A 21,639-nucleotide genomic window follows, 5' to 3' on the forward strand; every position below is an offset into this window, starting at 1 on the left:
TTTCCACTCGAGATTGCAACTTCGATCCGAAAGCAATCTGTTGAGCGCCGGGCGCGCAGCGTGACAGACTGACCGACTGCCATCGGCAGAGGCATGAATCCAGGTCTCGGCCTGGCGAGCGACGTGTCGCCTGTGACGGATCCGCGGACCACCCATTAAGCAGCCGTTAAATATAGGCTTAAAGGCGCGATTCACTGAAATCTCATTACTTCAATATTTACGACCTCCATTAAATCGGTTGTTGGTCGCGAGATGATGTTTTGACGTCGCTACGGGAGACGTCAGATGTCGGCGCGCGGACAAGAAGGTCAGACGACCGGCCTCGAGAGCCGTGGGCTCGAGATCCGCCCGCTGGGCTACGATATCGGAGCGGTCGGACGGCTCTCGGCCCCGAAGATGTGGCACCTGTCGGCCGAGGTGGCCGGGGGCGCCCGCTTCGCCGAGGCTTGGCGCTACTCCGTCGGCGCCGGCGTCGTCGTCAGCGTGGTCGATGAGGGCGTGAACTATCATCACGCGGATCTCGCCTGGGCCTATGACGACACCATCGATTACGATCCGCGCGATGCGGTCGACGCGTCCGACGCCCTGATCGACACCGCCACCCAGCGCCACGGCACCAATGTGGCCGGCCTCGTGGCGGGCGACATGGCCAACGACATCGGCACGATCGGGGGCGTGCAGGGGGGGCGTTTCACCGGGACGTTCATCCGCTACGGCGAGACCCTCGGCCTCGCGGAACTGGCCGACATCGTCGCGCATCAGGCCGCCTACGACGTCAGCAACAACAGCTGGGGCTTCACGGCGCCCTTCGTGGACAATTTCGAGAATGCGAGCTTCGGCGCCGCCGCGACGGCCCTGGCCGGTGCCGCACAGGATGGACGGGGCGGCCTCGGGACGGTGTTCGTCTTCGCCGCCGGCAACGGCAAGGTGATGAAGAACGGCCTCAGCGTCGGGGACGATGCCGGCTTCCACAATCTCACGAATTCCCGCTTCACCATCGCCGTCGGCGCTCACGACGCCGCCGGGGCGCCGGCCTTCTTCTCCAGCCCCGGCGCGAGCGTCCTTCTGACGGCGCCGGGCCTGAGTGTGACCACCACGAACGGCGCGGCCGACGGCGCGACCGATTATGCCTCCGTCTCCGGGACGTCGTTCGCGGCCCCGATCGTCTCCAGCGCGGTCGCGCTGATCCTCGGCGTCAACCCGACTCTCGGCTACCGCGACGTTCAGGAGATCCTCGCGCTGAGCGCCGTCTCGCGGGTGGACGGACCGACCCGGGCCAACGGCGCCACCTCTTTCAACGGCGGCGGCCTGATGTTCGACCGCGAGGGCGGCTTCGGACGGCTCGACGCCGCCGCGGCGGTCAACCTCGCCCGCCACTGGGACAAGCAATCGACGGCCGCGAACGAGCAGCGTCTCACCGCCGCCTTCGCCTTGCCGGCCACGCTCGACAAGAGCGCCGCGACGATCGAGGCGACCCTGTCGTCTCCCGACGGGCGCGGCTTCTCGATCGATCACGTCGAACTCGACCTGGACCTCTACGATCGCGGCCTCAAGGATCTCAGCATCACGCTGATCTCTCCCGACGGAACCCGCACCGCCCTCGCCGAGACGTTGACGACCGTCGGGACGCGCACCAGCCTGAACTTCACCTTCGGGTCGGTCGCCAACTGGGGCGAGGATCCCTTCGGAACTTGGAAGGTCGAGCTCAAGCACACCAAGGCGCCCTCGACCTTCATCGCCTTCGACGCGACGCTGCACGTGTACGGGGATCTCGACACGCCGGACGACACCCACTTCGTGACAGGCAGCTTCGCCTCCCTCGTCGCCCGCGATCCGGAGCGGGCGATCCTGCGCGATCTCGACGGCGGGACCGACACGCTGAACTTCGCCGCGGCCACCTCCGCGGCGACCGTCGATCTCTCCGGCGCGAGCGCGACCCGCTACGCCGGCACCGTGATCACCCTGGCGGGCGAGTTCGAGAACGTGATCGGCACCGTCTACGGCGACACCCTGGCCGGCTCGGCCGTGTCCAACCGGCTCGTCGGCGATGACGGCGACGACGGGCTCTGGGGCGGGGCGGGCGACGACCGTCTCGAGGGCGGCTTGGGGAACGACATCCTCTGTGGCGGCACCGGGAACGATACGATCGACGGGGGCGCGGGGCGTGACACGCTGCGGCTCGCCGGGGATTTTGCCGATTACACCATCACGCGAGAGGGCGGCACCTACCTGATCGTCGATGCGGCCGGCGAGCTGGATCGCGCCAGCGGGATCGAGCTCGTCGCCTTCGACGGGCTCCTCGTGGATCTCGACTTTCATCCCGATGCCCTGGTCGCGGCCGGCCCGACGATCGACGCCGTCGAAGGCGAAGTCGAGGGCGTCGTGCAGGTGACGGCCGGCCCTGAATCGGCCCATGTCACGCTCGTCTCGGCCTCCGATCCGAACCAGCCGGCCGGCGATGTCGTCCGCTTCTCTCTGGTGACGGAAGACGGCGCGGCGTATGAGGGGCCGTTCACGATCGCCTCCACCGGCGAGATCCTGGTGTTGGGGGCAGCTCAGGGCCGTCACGATCTGTTCGTCAAAGCCACCGACGCGCAGGGACACTCCGCCATCCGGGGGGTGAGCGTCGCGGTGCGGCCGTCGAACGCTGCCCCGACGAGTCTCACCCTCGATACGGCGGGCGTGGCGGAGGCGTCGGCGGGCAGCGTCGTCGGCCTCCTCGCCGGCACCGATCCGGACGGCGACGCCCTCACCTACACAGTGGAGGACGGCCGATTCGAGATCGTTTCCAGCCCGGCCGGATGCGTGCTCAAGCTCCGCGACGGTGTCAGCCTCGACCACGAGACCGAGGCTTTCGTCACGCTCGCCATCACGGCCACCGATCCCGCGGGCCATGCCCGTCGCGAGACGTTTCTCGTTCCGGTTCTGGATGTCGACGAGGCCCCGGTGGGCCAGACGGCCGCCGTCGTGACGATCGAGCAGGGAACGGGCGACACGCCGTTGAACCTCGTCCCGCTGGTCGATCCCGAAGGCCGGGCGCTGAGCTACACCGTGTCGAACCTGCCGGCGAGCGGCACCCTGCGCCTCGCGGGCGCCGTCGTCTCGGTCGGCTCCGTGCTCACGGGTGCCGAGTTTGCGGCGCTGACCTATGGCGCGCCCGATCGGGACAGCGGCGGAGCGCTCGGCTTCCTCTGCGGCGATGGATCCGCGTCCACCCTCTACATGGTGACGCTCGACGTGCAGGCGTCCGGTCCCAAGACCTATCAGGGCACCGCCGGAGCGGATCTTCTCGAGGGGGACGGGACCGGAATCTTGATCGGATTGTCCGGGGACGACCGCTACCTCGTGCGGGCCGTCGGCGATCAGGTGATCGAGGCGATCGGAGGCGGCTACGACATCGTGGCGGCGTCTGGCTCCTACACCTTGGCCGCCGGCCAGGAGATCGAGGAACTGCGCGCGGCCGACAAGGCGGCCCTGACCGCCATCGACCTGACCGGCAACGAGTTCGCCAACAAGATCGTCGGCAATGCCGGCGCCAACCTGCTCGACGGCCGCGGCGGCAACGACACCCTCTACGGCGAGGCCGGCAACGATACCTACGTCGTCGATCGGGCGGGCGACCAGGTGTTCGAGGCGATCGGCCGCGGCCGCGACGTGGTGAACACGTCCGTGTCCTACACCCTGGCCACCGGCCAGGAGATCGAGGAACTGCGGGTGGTCGACAAGGCCGCCAAGACCACCCTCGCCCTCACCGGAAACGGATTCGCCAACAAGATCGTCGGCGATGCCGGCAACAACCGCCTCGACGGCGGCGGCGGCAGCGATGCCCTCTATGGTGATGCCGGCAACGACACCTACCTCGTCGACCATGCCGGCGACCAGGTGTTCGAGGCGACGGGCGGCGGCCGGGACGCGGTCGCGACATCGGTCAACTACACCCTCACTGCCGGCCAGGAGATCGAGGAACTGCGGGTTCTCCTGTCGGCCGGCGACCGGGCGATCAACCTGACCGGCAATGCGCTGGCCCAGACGGTGATCGGCAATAACGGCGCCAACGTGCTGAACGGCGCTTGGGGCAACGACGTGCTGACCGGCCGGGGTGGGGCCGACACCTTCGTCTTCGCCAACGCGCTCGGCACCAACAACGTCGACCGCATCACCGATTTCGCTTCCGAGGACACGATCCGGCTGTCGAAGAGCATCTTCACGGCGCTCGCGCCGGGTGATCTCGGCCCCACCAGCTTCAAGAACATCAGCATGGGCACAGCGGATGCGGATGACCGCATCCTCTACAAGCAGTCGACCGGGGAGCTGTTCTACGATGCGGACGGCGCGGGCGGCAGCGCGATGGTGAAGTTTGCCGTGCTCGATAACAAGGTCGCGCTTACGGCGGCCGACTTCTTCATCGTGTGAGGTGCGGTGTCGGATCGGGTGGCCGGGGCGCGCCGCCGAGGCGCAGGTCGCAACGCCCCCCGCCGGGGCGCGGGTGTCACCCGGTCCGCCTGAGGGCTCTCGGACGATCGTCCCGGACGGCGTGACCGCGCGGTCCGGGGACGGATCGCCGAGGCGCGGCGGCTCCGCCGCGATCGCCGGACCGGGTCCGGGATCACGGGGGAGCCCGGGCCCCTCAGGCGCGCGGGGCGGCGGCGGGGCGCGAGCGCGGCAGCAGCCGCGTCACGGCAAGCCCGGCGGCGAGGCCGGCCGCGTGCAGGAGGGCGGTCGCCGCCAGGAAGCCGAGGCCGTAGCCCAGGCCCGAGGCCGTCTCCGGCATCTCGGCACCGTGCGCCGCGCCGTGGAAGACCGCGAAGGCGCCGACGAGGCCGGCCACCGCGGCCAGCGGCAGGAGCCGGGCGCAGAAGGCCAGGAGGACGAAGGCGCCGATCGAGGCGGTGATGGCCGGCTCGACGAAGGGCAGGGTCGGGCCGGTCATGGCCGAGGCGGCGCCCGCCGTCATCATGCCGAGGAAGGCCGCCGGCAGCAGCCACAGCGCCCGGCCGCCGAGCAGGCCGGCGATGACGCCGACGGCGACCATCGCGAGGATGTGGTCGAGGCCGTGGATCGGGTGGGCGAAGCCGGCCGCGAAGCCGATCGCCTCGTCGTGGCCCGGATGGGCGAGGGCCGCGCCGGGGAGCAGCGCAAGGGTCGCGGCAAGCGCGAGGGCGATTGCGAGCGAGGGGGACCGAGGCGTCATGGCCGTACTCCGAAAAGGGGCGGCGCCGTCGCGGGCCGCGGGGATCTTGAACACGTCATCGTCTTGAGCCCGTCACCGCGCGAGACCGCCGGCCTCGACGACGAAGCGGGCGATGGCGTCGGCGCCCTGCCCCTCGCGCAGCGAGGCGAAGACGTAGGGCCGCAGCCCGCGCATTCGGCGGGTATCCGCCTCCATCACCGAGAGGTCGGCACCGACGAGGGGGGCGAGGTCGGTCTTGTTGACGACGAGGAGATCGGAGCGGGTGATGCCGGGCCCGCCCTTACGGGGGATCTTCTCACCGCCGGCCACGTCGATCACGTAGAGGGTGAGGTCGGCCAGCTCCGGCGAGAAGGTCGCGGCGAGGTTGTCGCCGCCGGATTCGATCAGCACCAGGTCGAGGGCCGGGAAACGGCGGCGCATCTCGGCCACCGCCGCGAGGTTGATCGAGGCGTCCTCGCGGATCGCCGTGTGCGGGCAGCCGCCCGTCTCGACGCCCAGGATGCGGTCCTCCGGCAGGGCGCCCGCGACGGTCAGGATCCGCGCATCCTCCTTGGTGTAGATGTCGTTGGTGATCGCGCAGATGTCGTAGCTGTCGCGCAGCCGCTTGCAGAGCTGCTCCATCAGCGCCGTCTTGCCGGAGCCGACGGGGCCGCCGATGCCGACGCGCAGCGGGCCGTTCACCGAAGTCATGATGTCCTCACGAGCGGAAGATCCGGGAATACTGGGTCTCGTGCCGGAACGAGCCGAGATCGACCCGAAGCGTCGCGGAGCCCAATGCGTCGAGGCCGAGGGGTTCGACTGCCTCGGCCAGGGCCGCCACGCGGGGGGTGAGCGCGGCGACGATGCGGGTGCCGGCGCCCTGGCCGATCGGGGCGCAGCGCAGGGCGGCCGAGACGATGGCTTGGACGAAGGCGAGCCCGTAGGCGGCAAGCGTCGGCGCCCGCGCGGTGCCGTGGGCCGCCGCGGCGGCGCCGACGGCGACGGGCAGCGCCACCGGCCCGGGAAGCGCCGCGCCGACTGCGTCGAGGGCCGGACAGGGCCAGGCGGCGAGGGTCGCGTCGAGGAAGCTGCGGCCCTGCTGGCTCGTCTCCAGATGCAGCTCCCGGGAAGGGGCCATCGCCAGGGCGAGGGCGTTGACGGCCGCGAGCGCCGCGCCCTCCCCGCCCGCGCGGTGGGCGTGGGCGGTCAGGATCAGGTCGTTGCGCCCGGCCCCGAGTGCCAGCACGTCGCCGAGCCAGGCCGCGAGCCCCGCCTCGTCGGCGACCGCGCCGGTCTCCACCGCCCATTCGAGCCCGTGGGAATAGGCGAAACCACCGACCGGATAGGCCGGCGACAGCCACGCCATCAGCCGCAGCGCCTCAATCATGCCGGTGCGGCCTGCCGCCGTGGTCATGCGGATGGGCGTGGTCATGGTCGTGATCATGCCCGTGGCCGTGGCCGTGGTGATGACCATGGCCACCCTGGTAGGCGCCGCCCTCCGGCCGGAACGGACGCTCAACCGGCTCGGCCTGGCCCCCGAGGCCCCGCACCATCTCGGCCAGCACGTGGTCATGCGCGATCCACACCGACTCCGCCCCGATCTCGGCGGGGACATGCCGGTTGCCGATATGCCAGATCAGGCGCTTGAGGGCGTGGTCGGAGGACGCGCGGATCTCGAGCAGGCGCTCGGAGGCCGCCTCGACCCAGACGAGGCGGCCATCCTCGAGAACGAGGGCGTCCCCGTCCTCCAGCACCGTTGCCTCGGGAAGATCGAGCAGGAAGGCGAGGCCGCCGACCCCACGCATGGCGATGCGGCGGCGGTGCCGGTCGCCGTGGTCGAGCACGACGCGGTCGACGATCTCGCCGCGCTGCAACGCATCGCGGCGGATGAGGCTGCGGGCGCGGATCATCAGAACAGGAAGTAGCGCTGGGCCATCGGAACCACCTCGGCCGGCTCGCAGACCAGCAGTTCGCCATCGGCGCGCACGTCGTAGGTCTCGGGGTCGATCTCGATCACCGGGGTCGCGTCGTTGAGGATCATGCTCTTCTTCGAGATGCCGCCTCGGACGTTCTCGACCGCGACCAGGTCCTTGCGGATGCCGAGGCGGGCGCCGAGCCCGTCCTCAACCGCCGCCCGCGAGACGAAGGTCAGCGCCGTGGCGAACGGGGCCCGGCCATAGGCGGCGAACATCGGGCGGTAATGCACCGGCTGGGGCGTCGGGATCGAGGCGTTGGGGTCGCCCATCGGGGCGGTGGCGATCATGCCGCCCTTGATGACGAGATCGGGCTTCACGCCGAAGAAGGCGGGCGACCACAGCACGAGGTCGGCGAGCTTGCCGGGCTCCACCGAGCCGACATGGCGCGACACGCCGTGGGCGATCGCCGGGTTGATCGTGTATTTCGCCACGTAGCGGCGGGCGCGCAGGTTGTCGTTGCCGCTCGTGTCGCCGGGCAGGCTCCCGCGCTGGCGCTTCATCTTGTCGGCGGTCTGCCAGGTGCGGATCACGACCTCTCCGACCCGGCCCATCGCCTGGCTGTCGGAGGACATCATCGAGAGCGCGCCGAGATCGTGCAGGATGTCCTCGGCGGCGATGGTCTCGCGGCGGATGCGGCTCTCGGCGAAGGCCAGATCCTCGGGGATCGACGGGTCGAGGTGGTGGCACACCATCAGCATGTCGAGATGCTCGTCGATGGTGTTCTTCGTGTAGGGCCGCGTCGGGTTGGTGGAGGACGGGAGCACGTTCGCCAGGCCCGCGACCTTCATGATGTCCGGCGCGTGGCCGCCACCCGCCCCCTCGGTGTGGAAGGCGTGGATGGTGCGGCCCTTGAAGGCCGCAATGGTGTCCTCGACGAAGCCGCCCTCGTTGAGCGTGTCGGAGTGGATCATCACCTGCACGTCGTGGGCATCCGCGACGCGCAGACAGGTGTCGATCGCCGCCGGCGTGGTGCCCCAATCCTCGTGGAGCTTGAGCGCGCAGGCGCCCGCGCGCACCATCTCCTCCAGGGCGCCCGGCAGCGAGGCGTTGCCCTTGCCGGCAAACGCCAGGTTCATCGGGAAGGCGTCCGCCGCCTCGATCATCCGGGCGAGGTGCCAGGGGCCGGGTGTGCAGGTGGTGGCGAGCGTGCCGTGGGCCGGGCCGGTGCCGCCGCCGAGCATGGTGGTGACGCCGGAGCAGAGCGCCTCCTCGATCTGCTGCGGACAGATGTAGTGGATGTGGCTGTCGAAGCCGCCGGCCGTGAGGATCTTCCCCTCCCCCGCGATCACCTCGGTGCCGGGTCCCACCACGATGTCGACGCCCGGCTGGATGTCCGGGTTGCCGGCCTTGCCGAGGCGGACGATGCGCCCACCCTTGAGGCCGACATCGCATTTCACGATGCCCCAATGGTCGAGCACGACCGCGTTGGTGATGACGGTGTCGACCGCGCCGGCCGCGTTGGTGACCTGGCTCTGGCCCATGCCGTCGCGGATCACCTTGCCGCCGCCGAACTTCACCTCCTCGCCGTAGGTGGTGAGGTCGCGCTCGATCTCGATTTCGAGGCTGGTGTCGGCGAGCCGCACGCGGTCGCCGGTGGTCGGCCCGAACATGGCGGCGTAGGCGGCCCGAGGGAGCGAGGCCGGGGGTGGGCTCTGCGTGGTCATCGGCGTCCCTCGGCGGCGGGCGTGGCGGTGTCTTCGGTGGTCGCCTCGATGGGGCCGGCCCCGAGCAAGTGGTAGGCCAGGATCGCCCCGAAGGTCGCGGTGCCGATGCCGCCGAGCGCGAAATCGCCGAGCCGGATCGTCAGGTCGCCCGCTCCGGCGATGAGCGCCACGGCGACGGTGACGAGGTTGCGGGCGTCCGAGAAGTCGGTCCGGTCCTGCACCCAGATGCGCCCGCCGGTCGCGGCGATCAGGCCGAACACCACCAGCGCCAGACCGCCGACGACCGGCCCCGGGATCGTCAGCACCAGGGCCCCGAATTTGGGCGAGAAGCCGAGCAGGATGGCAAAGCCCGCCGCCGCGACGAAGACGAGCGTCGAGTAGATGCGGGTGACCGCCATCACGCCCATGTTCTCGGCATAGGTCGTCACGCCGGTTCCGCCGCCCATTCCCGACAGGATGGTGGCGAGCCCGTCGGCGAGGAAGCCGCGGCCGATCAGCGGATCGTAGTCGCGCCCCGTCATCGCGGCGATCCCCTTGATATGGCCGAGGTTCTCCGCGACCAGGATGAGGGCGACCGGCGCGATCAGCACCAGGGCGGGGCCCGAGAAGACCGGCGCGGAGAAGGTCGGCAGGCCGATCCAGGCGGCCTCGGAGAGCCGTGCGAAGTCGATCGGCCGGGCGAGCGCGAGCCCGTTGGCCAGCAGGAGGTAGAGCCCGTAGGCGACCGCCGCCCCGATCAGGATCGGCAGGCGCCGCGCCATCCGGCGCCCGCGCACCGCCACGAGCCCGACGAGAAGCGCCGTCACCAGCCCCATGGCGGTGTCGAAGCCGGACCCCGAGAGGCTCTTGACCGCGACGGGGGCGAGATTGAGCCCGATCGCCGCCACGATGGCGCCGGTGACGACGGGAGGCATCAGCCGCTCGATCCAGGCGGTGCCCGACCGATGCACGGCGAGCCCGATCAGGGCGTAGACCGCGCCGCAGGCGACGATGCCCCCGAGCGCCACGCCGATGTTCGGGTTCGGGCCTGTCCCGGCATAGCCGGTGGCGGCGATCACCACGGCGATGAAGGCGAAGCTCGAGCCGAGATAGGAGGGCAGCCGCCCGCCCGTCAGCGCGAAGAACAGCAGCGTGCCGATGCCGGAGAACAGGATCGCGGTGTTGGGGTCGAACCCCATCAGGATCGGCGCGAGCGCGGTCGAGCCGAACATCGCGACGACGTGCTGGAGCCCCAGCACCAGCGTCTGCCCGGTCGGCAGCCGCTCGTCGGGCGCGACCTCGCCGGAGGTTTTCAGGCGCCAACGGGGAAAGTAGCTCACAGCTCGCCCATCACCGCGCCGCGGAACCCGTACACCGTCCGCCTGCCGGCGAGGGGCACCAGCGTCACCTCCCGGGTCGAGCCCGGCTCGAACCGCACCGCCGTGCCGGGCGCGATGTCGAGGCGCTGGCCGCGGGCTCGCTCGCGCTCGAACACGAGGCCGGGATTGACCTCGTAGAAGTGGTAATGCGAGCCGACCTGGATCGGCCGGTCGCCGGTGTTGGCGACCGTGATCACCGTGCGCGGCGCTCCCGCGTTGAACACGATCGCGCCCGGACCCGTCGTCACCGCGCCCGGCACCTCGGCGGAGGGCGCGCCGCGGATCGGGTGGTGGACCGTGACGAGCTTGGTGCCGTCGGGGAATGTCGCCTCGACCTGGATGTCGTGGATCATCTCGGGGATGCCCGGCATGACCTGATCGGCGGTGAGCACCTGCGCGCCCGCCTGCATCAGCTCGGCGACGGAGCGCCCGTCGCGGGCGCCCTCGACCACGAAATCGGTGATGAGCGCCACCGCCTCCGGGTGGTTGAGCTTGACGCCGCGCGCCAGCCGGTTGCGGGCGACCTGCGCCGCCATGGCGACGAGGAGCTTGTCTTTCTCGCGGGGCGTGAGGAGCAAGGGCGCCGTCCTGTCTTCGAATCGAGCCGGATCATGCACGCGGCGTGCAAGACCGCCACCCGTCAGGTCTGCCAGACGCGGGGCATCGGCGTCCCGCGATAAGAGGCGAGGAAGCGGGCGGCGCGGCCGCGCAACGCCCCGACCTCGGGGCCGAGGAAGCGCAGGACGAGATGCCCGTTCCAGGCGCTCGCGGCGGCCTCGGTTCCGTCATCCGCGTCCGCTGCGGCGAGATGGGCGCGGGCCTCCTCGATCCGCCCCTCGGCGCCCGGCGACAGATCGAGGATCGTGCCCGTGGCGCGCGCCCCCCCGCCGATGGCCGCCCGGGCGAGCAGCGCCGAGACCGGACCGTCGAGCCGCACGGTGTCGGCATAGACGAGGCGTCCGGCCCGGCGCACCCGCCAGACATCCTCGAACAAGGCCTCCCGAAGGATCTCGCCCCGGGCGGCGCGGCCGAAGGCGACGATCTCGACGAGGAGCAAGGCGGCGTCCTCGGCGAGGTCGGCCTCCAGGGTCCGGCGCAGGTGCGAGCGATCGAACAGGATCGTCTCCTGCGGCAGCCATGCGAGGCGCGCGCCGGCCCCGAGATCGAGGCGGTTGCGGACATGGCTCACCGGGCCGTCGGAGCGATAGACCTTTTCCGCGGCGACGGTGGTCAGCACGAGGTCGGCCCCCGGATCGAGCCGGGCGGAGACGGAAAAGTCGTCGCCGCAGGCGATGCCGCCCGCGGTGTTGACGAGGATGCCCTCCATCGTCCCGGCGAGCCGGGGGAAGCGCAGCCGCGACGGCCCGGATTCGGCGAGATCCGTCAGCCGTGTCGGCCCGCCCGCAGTGACGGGGCCGACCTGGAGATCGACATGGCCGCGCGAGCGCTGCCGTGACAGCGGGGCGGGACAGGGCGGCGGGGAGGCGTGGATGGTGCGGGCCCTCGGGCGGGTGACGGGCGCGTCCGGCCCCTGCCCTTCCTGGCGCGGGCCCGCCCGCCGGGCAACCGGCGCCGCCACGGTTGTTCCGAGGACGCGCTGCGAAGCCTGCCATCGATGACCGGCCGCGACGCCATCCCGCGCCGCGCAGCCTCGATGGGTTCCGCTGGCCCGACAGGAGGAAGGGAGACGCGGTGGGCACTATCCGGTCAGCGCAGGTCGGGCGGGCCCTCGCCCTTGCCGACGAAGGGGATTCCCTCGATCGGGCATTCCTCGGTGCCGACGCTGGCGCGGGTGAGGGCGCGCACCGCGTCGCGGGTCCCGTCGGGGTCCTCGATCCAGCGGCGGTAGAAGTCGTAGGGGCATTCCGACAGCCCGTGCCGGTTCTCCTGCGAATTGATCATGCCCGTGTAGCCGCGGTGCAGAAGCTTGAAGAGGTGATTTTCCGACTGACCGTGGGCGCGGAAGTCCCGGATCAGGAACTTCGAGAGAGCGGCGTATTGGATGCCCATCGTCTCCTCGCCGCACTCGCCCAGCGTCCGGCCATCGAAGCCGATGATCGCGGAATGGCCGAAGTAGGAATAGACCCCGTCGAAGCCGGCGGCGTTGGCGACCGCCACGTAGGTGTTGTTGGCGAACGCCATCGCCTTCGAGATGAGGATCTGCTGCTCCTTGGCCGGATACATGTAGCCCTGGCAGCGGATGATGAGCTCGGCGCCTCGCATGGCGCAGTCGCGCCAGATCTCGGGATAATTGCCGTCGTCGCAGATGATGAGGCTGATCTTGAGCCCCTTCGGACCATCCGAGACGTAGGTGCGGTCGCCCGGATACCAGCCCTCGATCGGGGTCCAGGGCATGATCTTGCGATACTTCTGCACGATCTCACCCTGGTCGTTCATCAGGATGAGAGTGTTGTAGGGTGCCTTGCGCGGGTGCTCCTCGTGCCGCTCCCCCGTGAGCGAGAACACGCCCCAGACCCGCGCCTTGCGGCAGGCCTCGGCGAAGATCTCGGTCTCCGCCCCGGGAATCGTCGAGGCGGTCTCGTACATCTCGCCGGCGTCGTACATGATCCCATGGGTCGAGTATTCCGGGAAGATCACCAGATCGAGGCCCGGCAGACCGGCCTTCATGCCGATGATCATATCGCCGATCTTGCTGGCGTTCTCGAGGACCTCGGCCTTCGTGTGAAGGCGAGGCATCGTGTAGTTGACCACCGCCACACCGACGCTGTCCTGGCTCGATGAGATGTCGCCGTGCATCATGGCGTTGTCCTCCACTCCAACACCGGACTTTTGGGGCGGGCCGCGGGATCGCCGCGGCCCGCGTCGCGGTTGTGCCGATCAGCCCGGCGCGAGGCCGAGCAGCGTGCCGAGCGGCACGACGAGGGTGAAGCCGCCGTAGAAGCCGTCCTTGGCGCGGCGGGCGGTGTAGGGGTTCCAGAACGAGTTCGGATTGACGACGTACTGGACGACGGGCTCGAGGATCACGCCCTTGCCGATATCGAGATGGGCGTTGGCCTCGAAGATCAGTTTGTCGCGGGAATAGGGCGCACCCGATCCGCCGGAGATGAAGTTCGCGTCCGACAGGAACTGGGTGTAGTTCTCGTTGAGGCGCTGCCAGTTGATCTTGAGCCCGTAGGTGTCGTTCGGACGGGTCTGATCGGGCGATTCGAGCAGGACGCCGAAGAACGAGTTGAACCGGATCGGGATGGTCGGATCGAAGGCGTAGCCGGTGCCGGTATAGAGCGAGATCGCCGTCGGGTGCAGGTTGACGTCGCCCTTCGTGATCAGCCCGCCATCGGCGCGCCAGACCGTCTGCTTGCCGGTGAGCACGATGCCCGAGGTGCCGGATTTCTGCAGCACCGGATCCCCCGGGTTGAGGCCCTTGGAGGTGCCGAACACGGTCTTGAAGTTGTCCTCGTGGTCGGCGGTGTTGACGAAGCCGGTGAGCGAGACGCGGCCCGGATAGGCGGTCATCGTGTAATCGGTCTTGAACCCGATCTCGGTCATGACGAGTGCGCCGGCGATGCGCTCGTAGCCCCAGTCATAGCCGGACAGCACGTTGGTGCCCGGGTTCACCGTGAAGGCGCCGGCCTGGATGTAGGTGGTCGGCGACATCTGGTAGGCGACGTTGGCGCCCCAGACCCCGAAGAGCGGCGAGGTGAAGCCGGCGTTGAAGTAGAACATGTCCTGGAAGCAGGTGTTGATCGAGTTGCACGGCGGCAAGCCGTAATAGCGGTCCGGATGCGTGCGGCCGAATTCGACGACGAGGCGGTCGTCGAGGAGCTTCTGCTCGTAGGTGAGCAGCGAGAGGCGGTTGTTGTTGGGGGTGAAGGGCGGCTGGTAGCCGACCGTGGTGTCGCCGATATCGCTGGCGTGGTTGGTGTTGCGGACGAGCCCGAAGAAGGTCTGCGTGAACTTGATCGTGCCGCCACTGATGTTGGCGAGCCGCTGCATGTCGGCATTCATGCTGAGCACGAAATAGGCCGAGTTCGACTGCTCGCCGAGCCGCAGGCCGGTGCTCGGATTGGCTTGGTAGAAATCGTAGATGTTGATGTCGAAGGTCAGGCCGCGGGCGGCCATGTCGTTCGCCCAGGGGGCAAGGGGCCCGACCCGGACCGGATCGGAGGGCTTGGCGGCGATGGCAGGATCGGTGCGCGGCTGGGTCTGATCGTTGAACTGTCCGACCGGCGAGGCCTGCTGCGCCTGCGCGGCCGTCCCGCCCAGAACGAGGCCGGCGGCCAGCACCGCGGAGGCGCCGAGCCCGAGCCCGGGTCGGTGGGGTCTGTGTGTTCGTCTCATCGTATTGCGCATCGTCGATCCCCAACCTGTGCTTTGCGCCGGCCTTCCCACGGGATGGTCCCCCGCTTGTCGCGTCGGCCGGCGGCTCCCTCACGGAGCGGTTTCGTTCGGCAAAACTCCTCCCGGAGGGTCTGGCGACGGCCCATTCGGGCTTCGTCGCGGGCGGCGGCCGGATCGAGCCGGCCGCCCCGGTGTCGTCGGGCCGCCCTCAGTGGCTGATCATCCAGGGCCGCGCGTTCGGGAAACTCTTGGCCGCCGCGGGGGCGGCGGCCGTCTTGGTGGGCGCGCAGCAGCCGCAGCCGGCCCCGTGGGCGCCGGAGCGCCGCGGCGCGTGGCGGCTGCGCTCGTTGGTGGCGTGGGCGGCCCTCAACCCCGGATCCATCCCCGCGATCCGCGGTGCGGTGAGGAAGGCCCGCTGGCAGGCCTCGCCGCAATCCGGGCAGGCATGCGGGTCCTTGAACTGCGCCATCGGGCGCAGAACCGTGAACGGACCACAGCTCTCGCAAGCGTAATCGTAGACCGGCATGATCAAAGATCCGGCGAGAGCGGCATCTGGACCGAGCCGTCCAGGAACTTCGTCGGCCCGGCCGCGGACGGGTTGATGTCGAAGTCGAAGATGCCGGTCGGAATCCAGAGGGTCGCGCAGGCGTTCGGGATGTCGACGACGCCGGAGATGTGCCCCTGGACCGGCGCGGTGCCGAGGATCGAGTAGGCCTGGGCGCCCGAATATCCGAACTTCTTGAGATACTCGATCGCGTTGAGGCAGGCTTGGCGATACGCGACCGTGACGTCGAGGTAATGCTGCTTGCCGTGCTCGTCGACGGAGACGCCCTCGAAGATCAGGTGATCGTCATATTTCGGCGTGATCGGCGACGGCTTGAAGATCGGGTTCCGGATCCCGTACTTGGCCATGCCGTCCTTGATCAGGCTCACCTTGAGGTGGACCCAGCCCGCCATCTCGATGGCGCCGCAGAAGGTGATCTCACCGTCGCCCTGGCTGAAATGCAGGTCGCCCATGGAGAGGCCGGCGCCGGGCACGTAGACGGGGAAGTAGATCTTGGAGCCGCGCGACAGATCCTTGATGTCGCAATTGCCGCCATGCTCGCGTCCCGGCACCGTGCGGGCGCCCGTCGCCGCCGCCGTCTCCTTCGCCTCGCCCGTCAGGCGGCCCATATGCGCGGTCGGGCCGAACGGGAGGGTGGCGAGCGCCGGCACCCGGCTCGGATGGGTGTCGAAGAGCGCTTTTTCGCGCACATTCCACGTTTCGAGCATCTTCGGATCCGGCAGGCAGCCGATCAGGCCGGGATGGATCAGGCCGGGGAAGCGCACGCCGGGGACGTGGCGCGACTTGGTGAACATCCCCTCGAAATCCCAGATCGACTTCTGGGCCTGAGGGAAGTGCTCGTCGAGGAAGCCGCCGCCGTTGTTCTTCGAGAAGAAGCCGTTGAAGCCCCACTGGCTCTCGGGCTTGGCGCCGATATCGAGCAGATCGACCACCAGCAGGTCGCCGGGCTCGGCCCCCTCGACGCCGATCGGGCCGGACAGGAAGTGGACGATTGACAGGTCGATGTCGCGCACGTCGTCGGCGGAATCGTTGTTCTTGATGAAGCCGCCGGTCCAGTCATAGGTCTCGACGATGAAGTCGTCGCCGGGCTTGACCATGGCGACCATCGGGATGTCCGGGTGCCAGCGATTGTGCACCATGTCGTTGTCGTAGGCCGATTGCGTGAGATCGACCTTGATCAGGGTTTCGGGCATTTCCGTCGCCACTCCTCTTGGGACAATGGGCAGCCGTTCCCGTTGCGTGTCCGGGGTTGTTCCGGCCGCTCTCGTGGGTCTCGTGAACTCGGCGTTCCCTGGCGCGCCCTCCTCCCCCACACGGACTCGGGCGAGCCCGAGATCCGCAACCTTCCCGTGCTCAGATCGGGCAGGCCCGATCTGAGTGGCGGAGAGGGGCGCGTGGCTCAGACCGACAGGAAGCGGGCGACCTGCGCCTCGTCGATGTCGGCCCGCAACGATTCGTGGACGATCGAACCGTTCTCGATGACGAGAACCCGGTCGGCCACGTCCATGGCAAAGCTTAAGACCTGCTCCGAGACGACGATCGACAGACCGCGTTCGTCGCGAATCTTCTTCAGCGTACGCCCCATTTCCCGAATGATCGAGGGCTGGATCCCCTCCGTCGGCTCATCGAGGAGGAGAACCTTCGGGTTGCTGGCGAGCGCCCGGGCGATGGCGAGCTGCTGCTGCTGGCCGCCGGAGAGATTGCCGCCGCGCCGTCCCTTCATCTCCAGCAGGACCGGGAACATCGTGTAGAGATCCTGCGGCACCTTGCGCGAGCCGGTCACCGTGAGCCCGGTCTCGATGTTCTCCTGCACCGTCATGGTGGAGAAGATCATCCGCCCCTGCGGCACGTAGGCGAGGCCCTTCGCGACGCGGCTGTGGCTCTTCAGGGCGGTGACGTCGACGCCGTCCACGGTGATCGTGCCGGACTTCGTCGGCACGATGCCCATGAGCGTCTTCATGAGCGTCGACTTGCCCATGCCGTTGCGGCCCATCACGGCCACGATCTCGCCGGGCGCGACATCGATGTCGATGCCGTGCAGGACTTCGCTCTGGCCATAGGCCGCGTGGAGATCGGCGATCGCCAGGATCGGCGCGGCCCCCGGCATGACCGGCGGCACCAGCGGGGACGGGGAGGTCTGGAGCATGATCGGCGCGCCCTCAGTGACCGAGATAGACTTCGACGACCTTCGGATCGTTCTTGACCCGCTCCATCGAGCCCTCCGACAAAACACGGCCCTGATGGAGCACGGTGACCCGGTGGGCGATGTCCTCGACGAACTTCATGTCGTGCTCGATGACGAGCACCGAGCGGCCCTTGATGATCTGGTTCAGGAGCTCGGCGGTCTTGATGCGCTCGCCGACGCTCATGCCGGCCACCGGCTCGTCGAGCATCAGGAGTTCCGGGTCCTGGATCAGCAGCATGCCGATCTCCAGCCACTGCTTCTGGCCGTGGCTCAGGAACTCGGCCCGCTCGTCGAGCTGGTCCTTCAGGAAGATCGTCTGGGCGATCTCATGGATGCGGTCGCGCACCTCGGCGTCGCGCTTGAAGGTGAGCGCGCCAAACACCGACCGGCCGCGCGGAAACGAGATCTCGAGATTTTCGAACACCGTCAAGTCGTCGTAGATCGAGGGCGTCTGGAACTTGCGGCCCACGCCGGCCTGGACGATCGCGCTCTCGGAGAGCTTGGTCAGTTCCTGGCCCTTGTACTTGATCGAGCCGGAACTCGCCCGGGTGCGACCGCAGATCAGGTCGAGCACCGTGGTCTTGCCGGCGCCGTTCGGGCCGATGATGACCCGGATCTCGTCCGGATCGACGTAGAACGAGACGTCGTTGACCGCCTTAAACCCGTCGAAGGAGACGGTGAGCGCCTCGACCGCCAGCAGGAAACTTTTGTCGTCTGCCGGCGTGCCGATCGGCGCGGTGGGGAGGATGGCCGCGTTCATGGTTCTCGTCCTCACTCGGCCGGGGCGCCGTGGGGCAAAGCCGGGCTGGCGACGGGCGCCAAACTCTTGGCCTTGCGGAACAGGCGGGGTTCGATGTGCTCGCGCCAGATTCCGGCGAGCCCGTTGGGGAAGATCAGAACCACGGCGATGAACAGGCCGCCGAGGCCGAACAGCCAGAGATCGGGGAAGCTCTCGGAGAAGCTCGTCTTGGCCCAGTTGACCAGCAGCGTCCCCCAGACCGCGCCGAACAGCGACAGGCGTCCGCCGACGGCAGCGTAGATCACCATCTCGATCGAGGGCACGATGCCGACGAACGACGGCGACATGAACCCGACCTGCAGGGTGAACATCGCCCCGCCGATCGCCGCGAAGGCCGCCGCCAGGCAGAAGGCGAACACCTTGAAGCCCGCCACCGAGTAGCCGGAGAAGCGGACCCGGTCCTCCTTCTCGCGCATGGCCACCAGAATGCGCCCGAGCTTCGACTTCTTCACGTACTGCGCCATCAGGATGCAGCCGATGAGGAGCCCGCCATTGACGAAGTAGAGGATGAACTTCGCGCTATCCTGGCGGATGTCCCAGCCGTGCAGCGTGCGCAGGTCCGTGATGCCGTTGATGCCGCCGGTATAGCCCTGCTGACCGACGATCAGGATCGTCAGGATCGCGGCGATGGCCTGGGTGATGATGGCGAAGTAGGTGCCGCCGACGCGCCGCTTGAACATCGCCACCGAGATGAGGAAGGCGAAGGCCACCGGCACCGCGACGACGAGGATCAGGGTCAGCGGCAGGCTCTGGAACGGATGCCAGAACCAGGGCAGCGACGTGATCTGGTTCCAGTCCATGAAGTCGGGAATGCCCGGCGTCGACTGGATTTTGGTGTTCTCGACGCTCGAAGCCTCCAGCTTCAAGTACATCGCCATACAATATCCGCCCAACCCGAAAAAGACGCCCTGGCCCAGCGAGAGGATGCCGGCATAGCCCCAGCAGATGACGAGACCGAGGGCGACGAAGGCGTAGGTGAGGTATTTGCCGACGAGGTTGAGGCGGAAGCCGTCGAGCATCAGCGGCAGGACCACCAGGATCACGCCGGCGAGCAGCAGCAGGCTCACCCACTCGACCGGCTTCATGAAGGGGTTGTCGTTGACGGTGACCGCCTTCGACAGAGACTGCATCGGGCTCGTCTTCGGGTTCGTCATCGGGGGCGCTCCTCAGCGACGGACCTTGAGGGTGAACAGGCCCTGCGGCCGCAGCATCAGGATCCCCACCACCGCGAGCAGGGTGAGCACCTTGGCCATCGAGCCGGAGAGGAAGAATTCGAGGGTCGACTGGGTCTGCGAGATCGAGAAGGCCGAGGCGACGGTGCCGAGCAGGCTCGCCGCGCCCCCGAACACCACGATCAGGAAGGTGTCGACGATGTAGAGCTGGCCCGAGGTCGGCCCGGTGGAGCCGATCATCGTGAAGGCCGAGCCGGCGATGCCGGCGATGCCGCAGCCGAGACCGAAGGTGGTGCGGTCGACCTTCTCGGTATCGATGCCGACGGCGCCCGCCATCGGGCGGTTGCTCATCACCGCCCGGATCTGCGCGCCGAAGCGCGAGCGGTACATGAGCACCGCGACGCCCAGCGTGATGACGGTCGTGACCGCGATCACGAACAGCCCGTTGATCTGCACCTCGATCGAGTCGGTGACGGGGATCGAGCCCATCATCCAGGAGGGCAGTTCGACGCCGACCTCGCGCGGGCCGAAGATCGTGCGGTAGGCCTGCTGCAGGATCAGCGAGAGGCCCCAGGTCGCCAGCAGCGTATCGAGCGGACGCTTGTAGAGGTGGCGGATCAGCGCCCATTCCACCAGCATGCCCATCGCCCCGGAGGCCAGGAAGGCGAGCGCCATGGCGACGAAGAAGTAGGCGGGAAACAGCGACGGCAGATACGCCTGGAAGAACGTCGAGCAGAGATAGGTCACATAGGCGCCCAGGATCATGAACTCGCCGTGAGCCATGTTGATGACGCCCATCTGGCCGAAGATGATCGCGAGCCCCAGCGCCATCAGGACGTAGACGGAGAACAGGATCAGACCGGCAAAGCCCTGCATCACGAAGATCGAGCTGAGGTCTGCGAGCGAATATTCGCCGAACATGATGGGGGTCCCCGGCGGAATGGTCTGGCGGGATCGCGATGGAGGGCGCAGCAAGTGTCGGGCCACGCAAGGCCTCCTCCCCATGTGGGGAGGAGCGTCAGGGGGAAGGCGGCGCCGGATCGGTGGCGGCTGTGCCTTTCGGGACGCAGCGCCGCCGCCCCGCGAGGCGGCGGCGTGGCCGTCGCGGCTACTGGTAGCCCTTCGGGAAGGGATTCGGCTCGATCAGCTCGGGGCTCTCGTAGACCACTTCGAATTGTCCGGTCGGCAGGGCCTTGGCGACGCGGGTCTTCGACCAGAGGTGGTGATTGGGATGGATCTTCACGTAACCTTCGGGCGCTTCCTTGAATTCGATCCCCGCAGAGGCGGCGGCCACCTTGTCGACATCGAAGGAGCCGGCCTTCTCGACCGACATCTTCCACAGGAACGGACCGAGATAGGCGGCCTGGGTGACGTCGCCGATGACGGTCTTCTCGCCCCACATCTTCTTGAAGGCGGCGACGAAGGCCTCGTTGTTGGGGTTCTTGAGCGACTGGAAGTACTTCATGCAGGAATAAGCGCCGGCGATGTTGTCGCCGCCGATGCCGTCGATCTCGTCCTCGGTGACCGAGATCGTCAGCAGGGTCTGCTTGTTGAGATCGATGCCGGCCGCCTTGAGCTGCTTGTAGAAGGCCACGTTCGAGCCGCCGACCACGTCGGCGAAGATCACGTCGGGCTTCTTGAGCTTGATCTTGTTGATAACCGAGTTGAACTGCGTGTGACCGAGCGGGAAATATTCCTCGCCCGAGACCGTGCCCTTGAGAACGTTCTCGATGTGCTTGCGGGCGATCTTGTTCGAGGTACGCGGCCAGATGTAGTCCGAGCCGACCATGAAGAACGACTTGGCGCCCTTCTCCTTCGCCACCCAGTCGAGCGAGGCGAGGATCTGCTGCGTCGCCTCCTGGCCGGTGTAGATGACGTTCTTGGACTGCTCCAGGCCCTCGTAGAAGGTCGGGTAGTAGAGAAGGCCGTTATACTGCTCGAAGACCGGCAGCGCCGCCTTGCGCGAGGCCGAGGTCCAGCAGCCCATCACCGCCGCGCAGTGATCGTTGACGAGGAGCTTCTTGGCCTTCTCGGCAAAGGTCGGCCAGTCGGAGGCGCCGTCCTCCTGGATCACCTTGATCTTGCGGCCCAGCACGCCGCCCATCTCGTTGATCTGGGCGATGGCGAGCTTCTCGGCCTGGATCGAGCCGGTCTCGGAGATCGCCATGGTGCCGGTGGCCGAGTGCAGGATGCCGACCGTGACCTCGGTGTCGGTCACCGCGAGCCCGGTCGTGTTGACCGCCGAGATCGGAGCGGCGGCGAAGGCGGTGCGGGGCATCAAGGCCAGCGCGGGCAGGCCGGCCATGCCCATCAGGAGGGTGCGCCGCAGCGGCGAGCGCGGGCCGTTCTCGGTGTCGGATCTGTCCTTCGCCATTCTGCCAGCCCTGTCACCTCGCGTCCGGCGGCTCATGGTGCGGCCGCGGATCGACGAGGGTCAGGCTAGGCCGCGGG

At 68.5% G+C, this 21,639-nt stretch carries 18 protein-coding genes; 1 reads left to right on the forward strand and 17 read right to left on the reverse strand.

The genetic code is table 11. The features are described from left to right. Nucleotides 1-285: 285 nt before the first annotated feature. Complete coding sequence (locus LW587_RS24040; protein WP_269780316.1) at nucleotides 286-4,413, forward strand: S8 family serine peptidase; 4,128 nt, start codon at nucleotides 286-288, stop codon at nucleotides 4,411-4,413. A gap of 214 nt (nucleotides 4,414-4,627) precedes the next feature. On the opposite strand, the gene LW587_RS08845 is transcribed toward LW587_RS24040, so the two are convergent. The 17 genes from LW587_RS08845 to urtA all read right to left on the reverse strand — a co-directional run bounded on the left by LW587_RS08845 (nucleotide 4,628) and on the right by urtA (nucleotide 21,562). Beyond that, complete coding sequence (locus LW587_RS08845) at nucleotides 4,628-5,191, reverse strand: HupE/UreJ family protein (RefSeq protein ID WP_232629218.1); 564 nt, start codon at nucleotides 5,189-5,191, stop codon at nucleotides 4,628-4,630. Between the two features lie 72 nt (nucleotides 5,192-5,263). Next, nucleotides 5,264-5,884, reverse strand: coding sequence for an urease accessory protein UreG (gene ureG / locus LW587_RS08850; protein ID WP_232629266.1), 621 nt, complete (start codon nucleotides 5,882-5,884; stop codon nucleotides 5,264-5,266). Nucleotides 5,885-5,888: 4 nt separating this feature from the next. Then, nucleotides 5,889-6,602, reverse strand: a complete 714-nt coding sequence (locus LW587_RS08855; RefSeq protein ID WP_232629219.1) for an urease accessory protein UreF — start codon at nucleotides 6,600-6,602, stop codon at nucleotides 5,889-5,891. After that, nucleotides 6,550-7,080: an urease accessory protein UreE gene (locus LW587_RS08860; RefSeq protein ID WP_232629220.1), complete on the reverse strand. Its 531-nt coding sequence runs from the start codon at nucleotides 7,078-7,080 to the stop codon at nucleotides 6,550-6,552. Before LW587_RS08860 ends, LW587_RS08855 begins: the two co-directional genes overlap by 53 nt. Further along, nucleotides 7,080-8,810 (reverse strand): urease subunit alpha, encoded by a 1,731-nt coding sequence (ureC, locus tag LW587_RS08865; RefSeq protein ID WP_232629221.1) that lies wholly within the window; start codon nucleotides 8,808-8,810, stop codon nucleotides 7,080-7,082. Before ureC ends, LW587_RS08860 begins: the two co-directional genes overlap by 1 nt. Continuing rightward, complete coding sequence (locus tag LW587_RS08870) at nucleotides 8,807-10,129, reverse strand: solute carrier family 23 protein (RefSeq protein WP_232629222.1); 1,323 nt, start codon at nucleotides 10,127-10,129, stop codon at nucleotides 8,807-8,809. The genes ureC and LW587_RS08870 overlap by 4 nt, the downstream gene beginning before the upstream one ends. Beyond that, nucleotides 10,126-10,746: an urease subunit gamma gene (locus tag LW587_RS08875; protein WP_232629223.1), complete on the reverse strand. Its 621-nt coding sequence runs from the start codon at nucleotides 10,744-10,746 to the stop codon at nucleotides 10,126-10,128. Before LW587_RS08875 ends, LW587_RS08870 begins: the two co-directional genes overlap by 4 nt. Nucleotides 10,747-10,808: 62 nt before the next feature. After that, complete coding sequence (locus LW587_RS08880) at nucleotides 10,809-11,660, reverse strand: urease accessory protein UreD (RefSeq protein ID WP_232629267.1); 852 nt, start codon at nucleotides 11,658-11,660, stop codon at nucleotides 10,809-10,811. Nucleotides 11,661-11,875: 215 nt separating this feature from the next. After that, nucleotides 11,876-12,928, reverse strand: coding sequence for an aliphatic amidase (locus tag LW587_RS08885; RefSeq protein WP_232629224.1), 1,053 nt, complete (start codon nucleotides 12,926-12,928; stop codon nucleotides 11,876-11,878). 78 nt (nucleotides 12,929-13,006) lie between these two features. Then, nucleotides 13,007-14,467, reverse strand: coding sequence for a carbohydrate porin (locus LW587_RS08890; protein ID WP_232629225.1), 1,461 nt, complete (start codon nucleotides 14,465-14,467; stop codon nucleotides 13,007-13,009). 208 nt (nucleotides 14,468-14,675) lie between these two features. Continuing rightward, complete coding sequence (locus tag LW587_RS08895; protein WP_232629226.1) at nucleotides 14,676-14,993, reverse strand: FmdB family zinc ribbon protein; 318 nt, start codon at nucleotides 14,991-14,993, stop codon at nucleotides 14,676-14,678. A 2-nt stretch (nucleotides 14,994-14,995) separates the two neighbouring features. Next, a complete protein-coding gene (gene fmdA, locus LW587_RS08900) occupies nucleotides 14,996-16,225 on the reverse strand; it encodes a formamidase (protein WP_232629227.1) in 1,230 nt (409 codons plus the stop codon). Between the two features lie 206 nt (nucleotides 16,226-16,431). Next, nucleotides 16,432-17,121 carry an urea ABC transporter ATP-binding subunit UrtE gene (urtE, locus tag LW587_RS08905; protein WP_232629268.1) on the reverse strand — a complete coding sequence of 230 codons (690 nt, stop codon included), beginning with the start codon at nucleotides 17,119-17,121 and terminating at the stop codon, nucleotides 16,432-16,434. A 70-nt stretch (nucleotides 17,122-17,191) separates the two neighbouring features. After that, on the reverse strand, nucleotides 17,192-17,977 hold the full coding sequence (gene urtD, locus LW587_RS08910; protein WP_232629228.1) for an urea ABC transporter ATP-binding protein UrtD: 786 nt from the start codon (nucleotides 17,975-17,977) through the stop codon (nucleotides 17,192-17,194). 11 nt (nucleotides 17,978-17,988) lie between these two features. Continuing rightward, complete coding sequence (gene urtC / locus LW587_RS08915; RefSeq protein ID WP_232629229.1) at nucleotides 17,989-19,170, reverse strand: urea ABC transporter permease subunit UrtC; 1,182 nt, start codon at nucleotides 19,168-19,170, stop codon at nucleotides 17,989-17,991. 12 nt (nucleotides 19,171-19,182) lie between these two features. Next, entirely contained in the window at nucleotides 19,183-20,109 is a 927-nt protein-coding gene (gene urtB, locus LW587_RS08920) for an urea ABC transporter permease subunit UrtB (RefSeq protein ID WP_232629230.1), read from the reverse strand. A gap of 187 nt (nucleotides 20,110-20,296) precedes the next feature. Further along, nucleotides 20,297-21,562 carry an urea ABC transporter substrate-binding protein gene (gene urtA, locus LW587_RS08925; RefSeq protein WP_232629231.1) on the reverse strand — a complete coding sequence of 422 codons (1,266 nt, stop codon included), beginning with the start codon at nucleotides 21,560-21,562 and terminating at the stop codon, nucleotides 20,297-20,299. Nucleotides 21,563-21,639 lie beyond the last annotated feature (77 nt).

The sequence above is a fragment of the Methylobacterium sp. Leaf118 genome (genome assembly GCF_920984675.1).
In the GTDB taxonomy this organism is placed as follows: domain Bacteria; phylum Pseudomonadota; class Alphaproteobacteria; order Rhizobiales; family Beijerinckiaceae; genus Methylobacterium.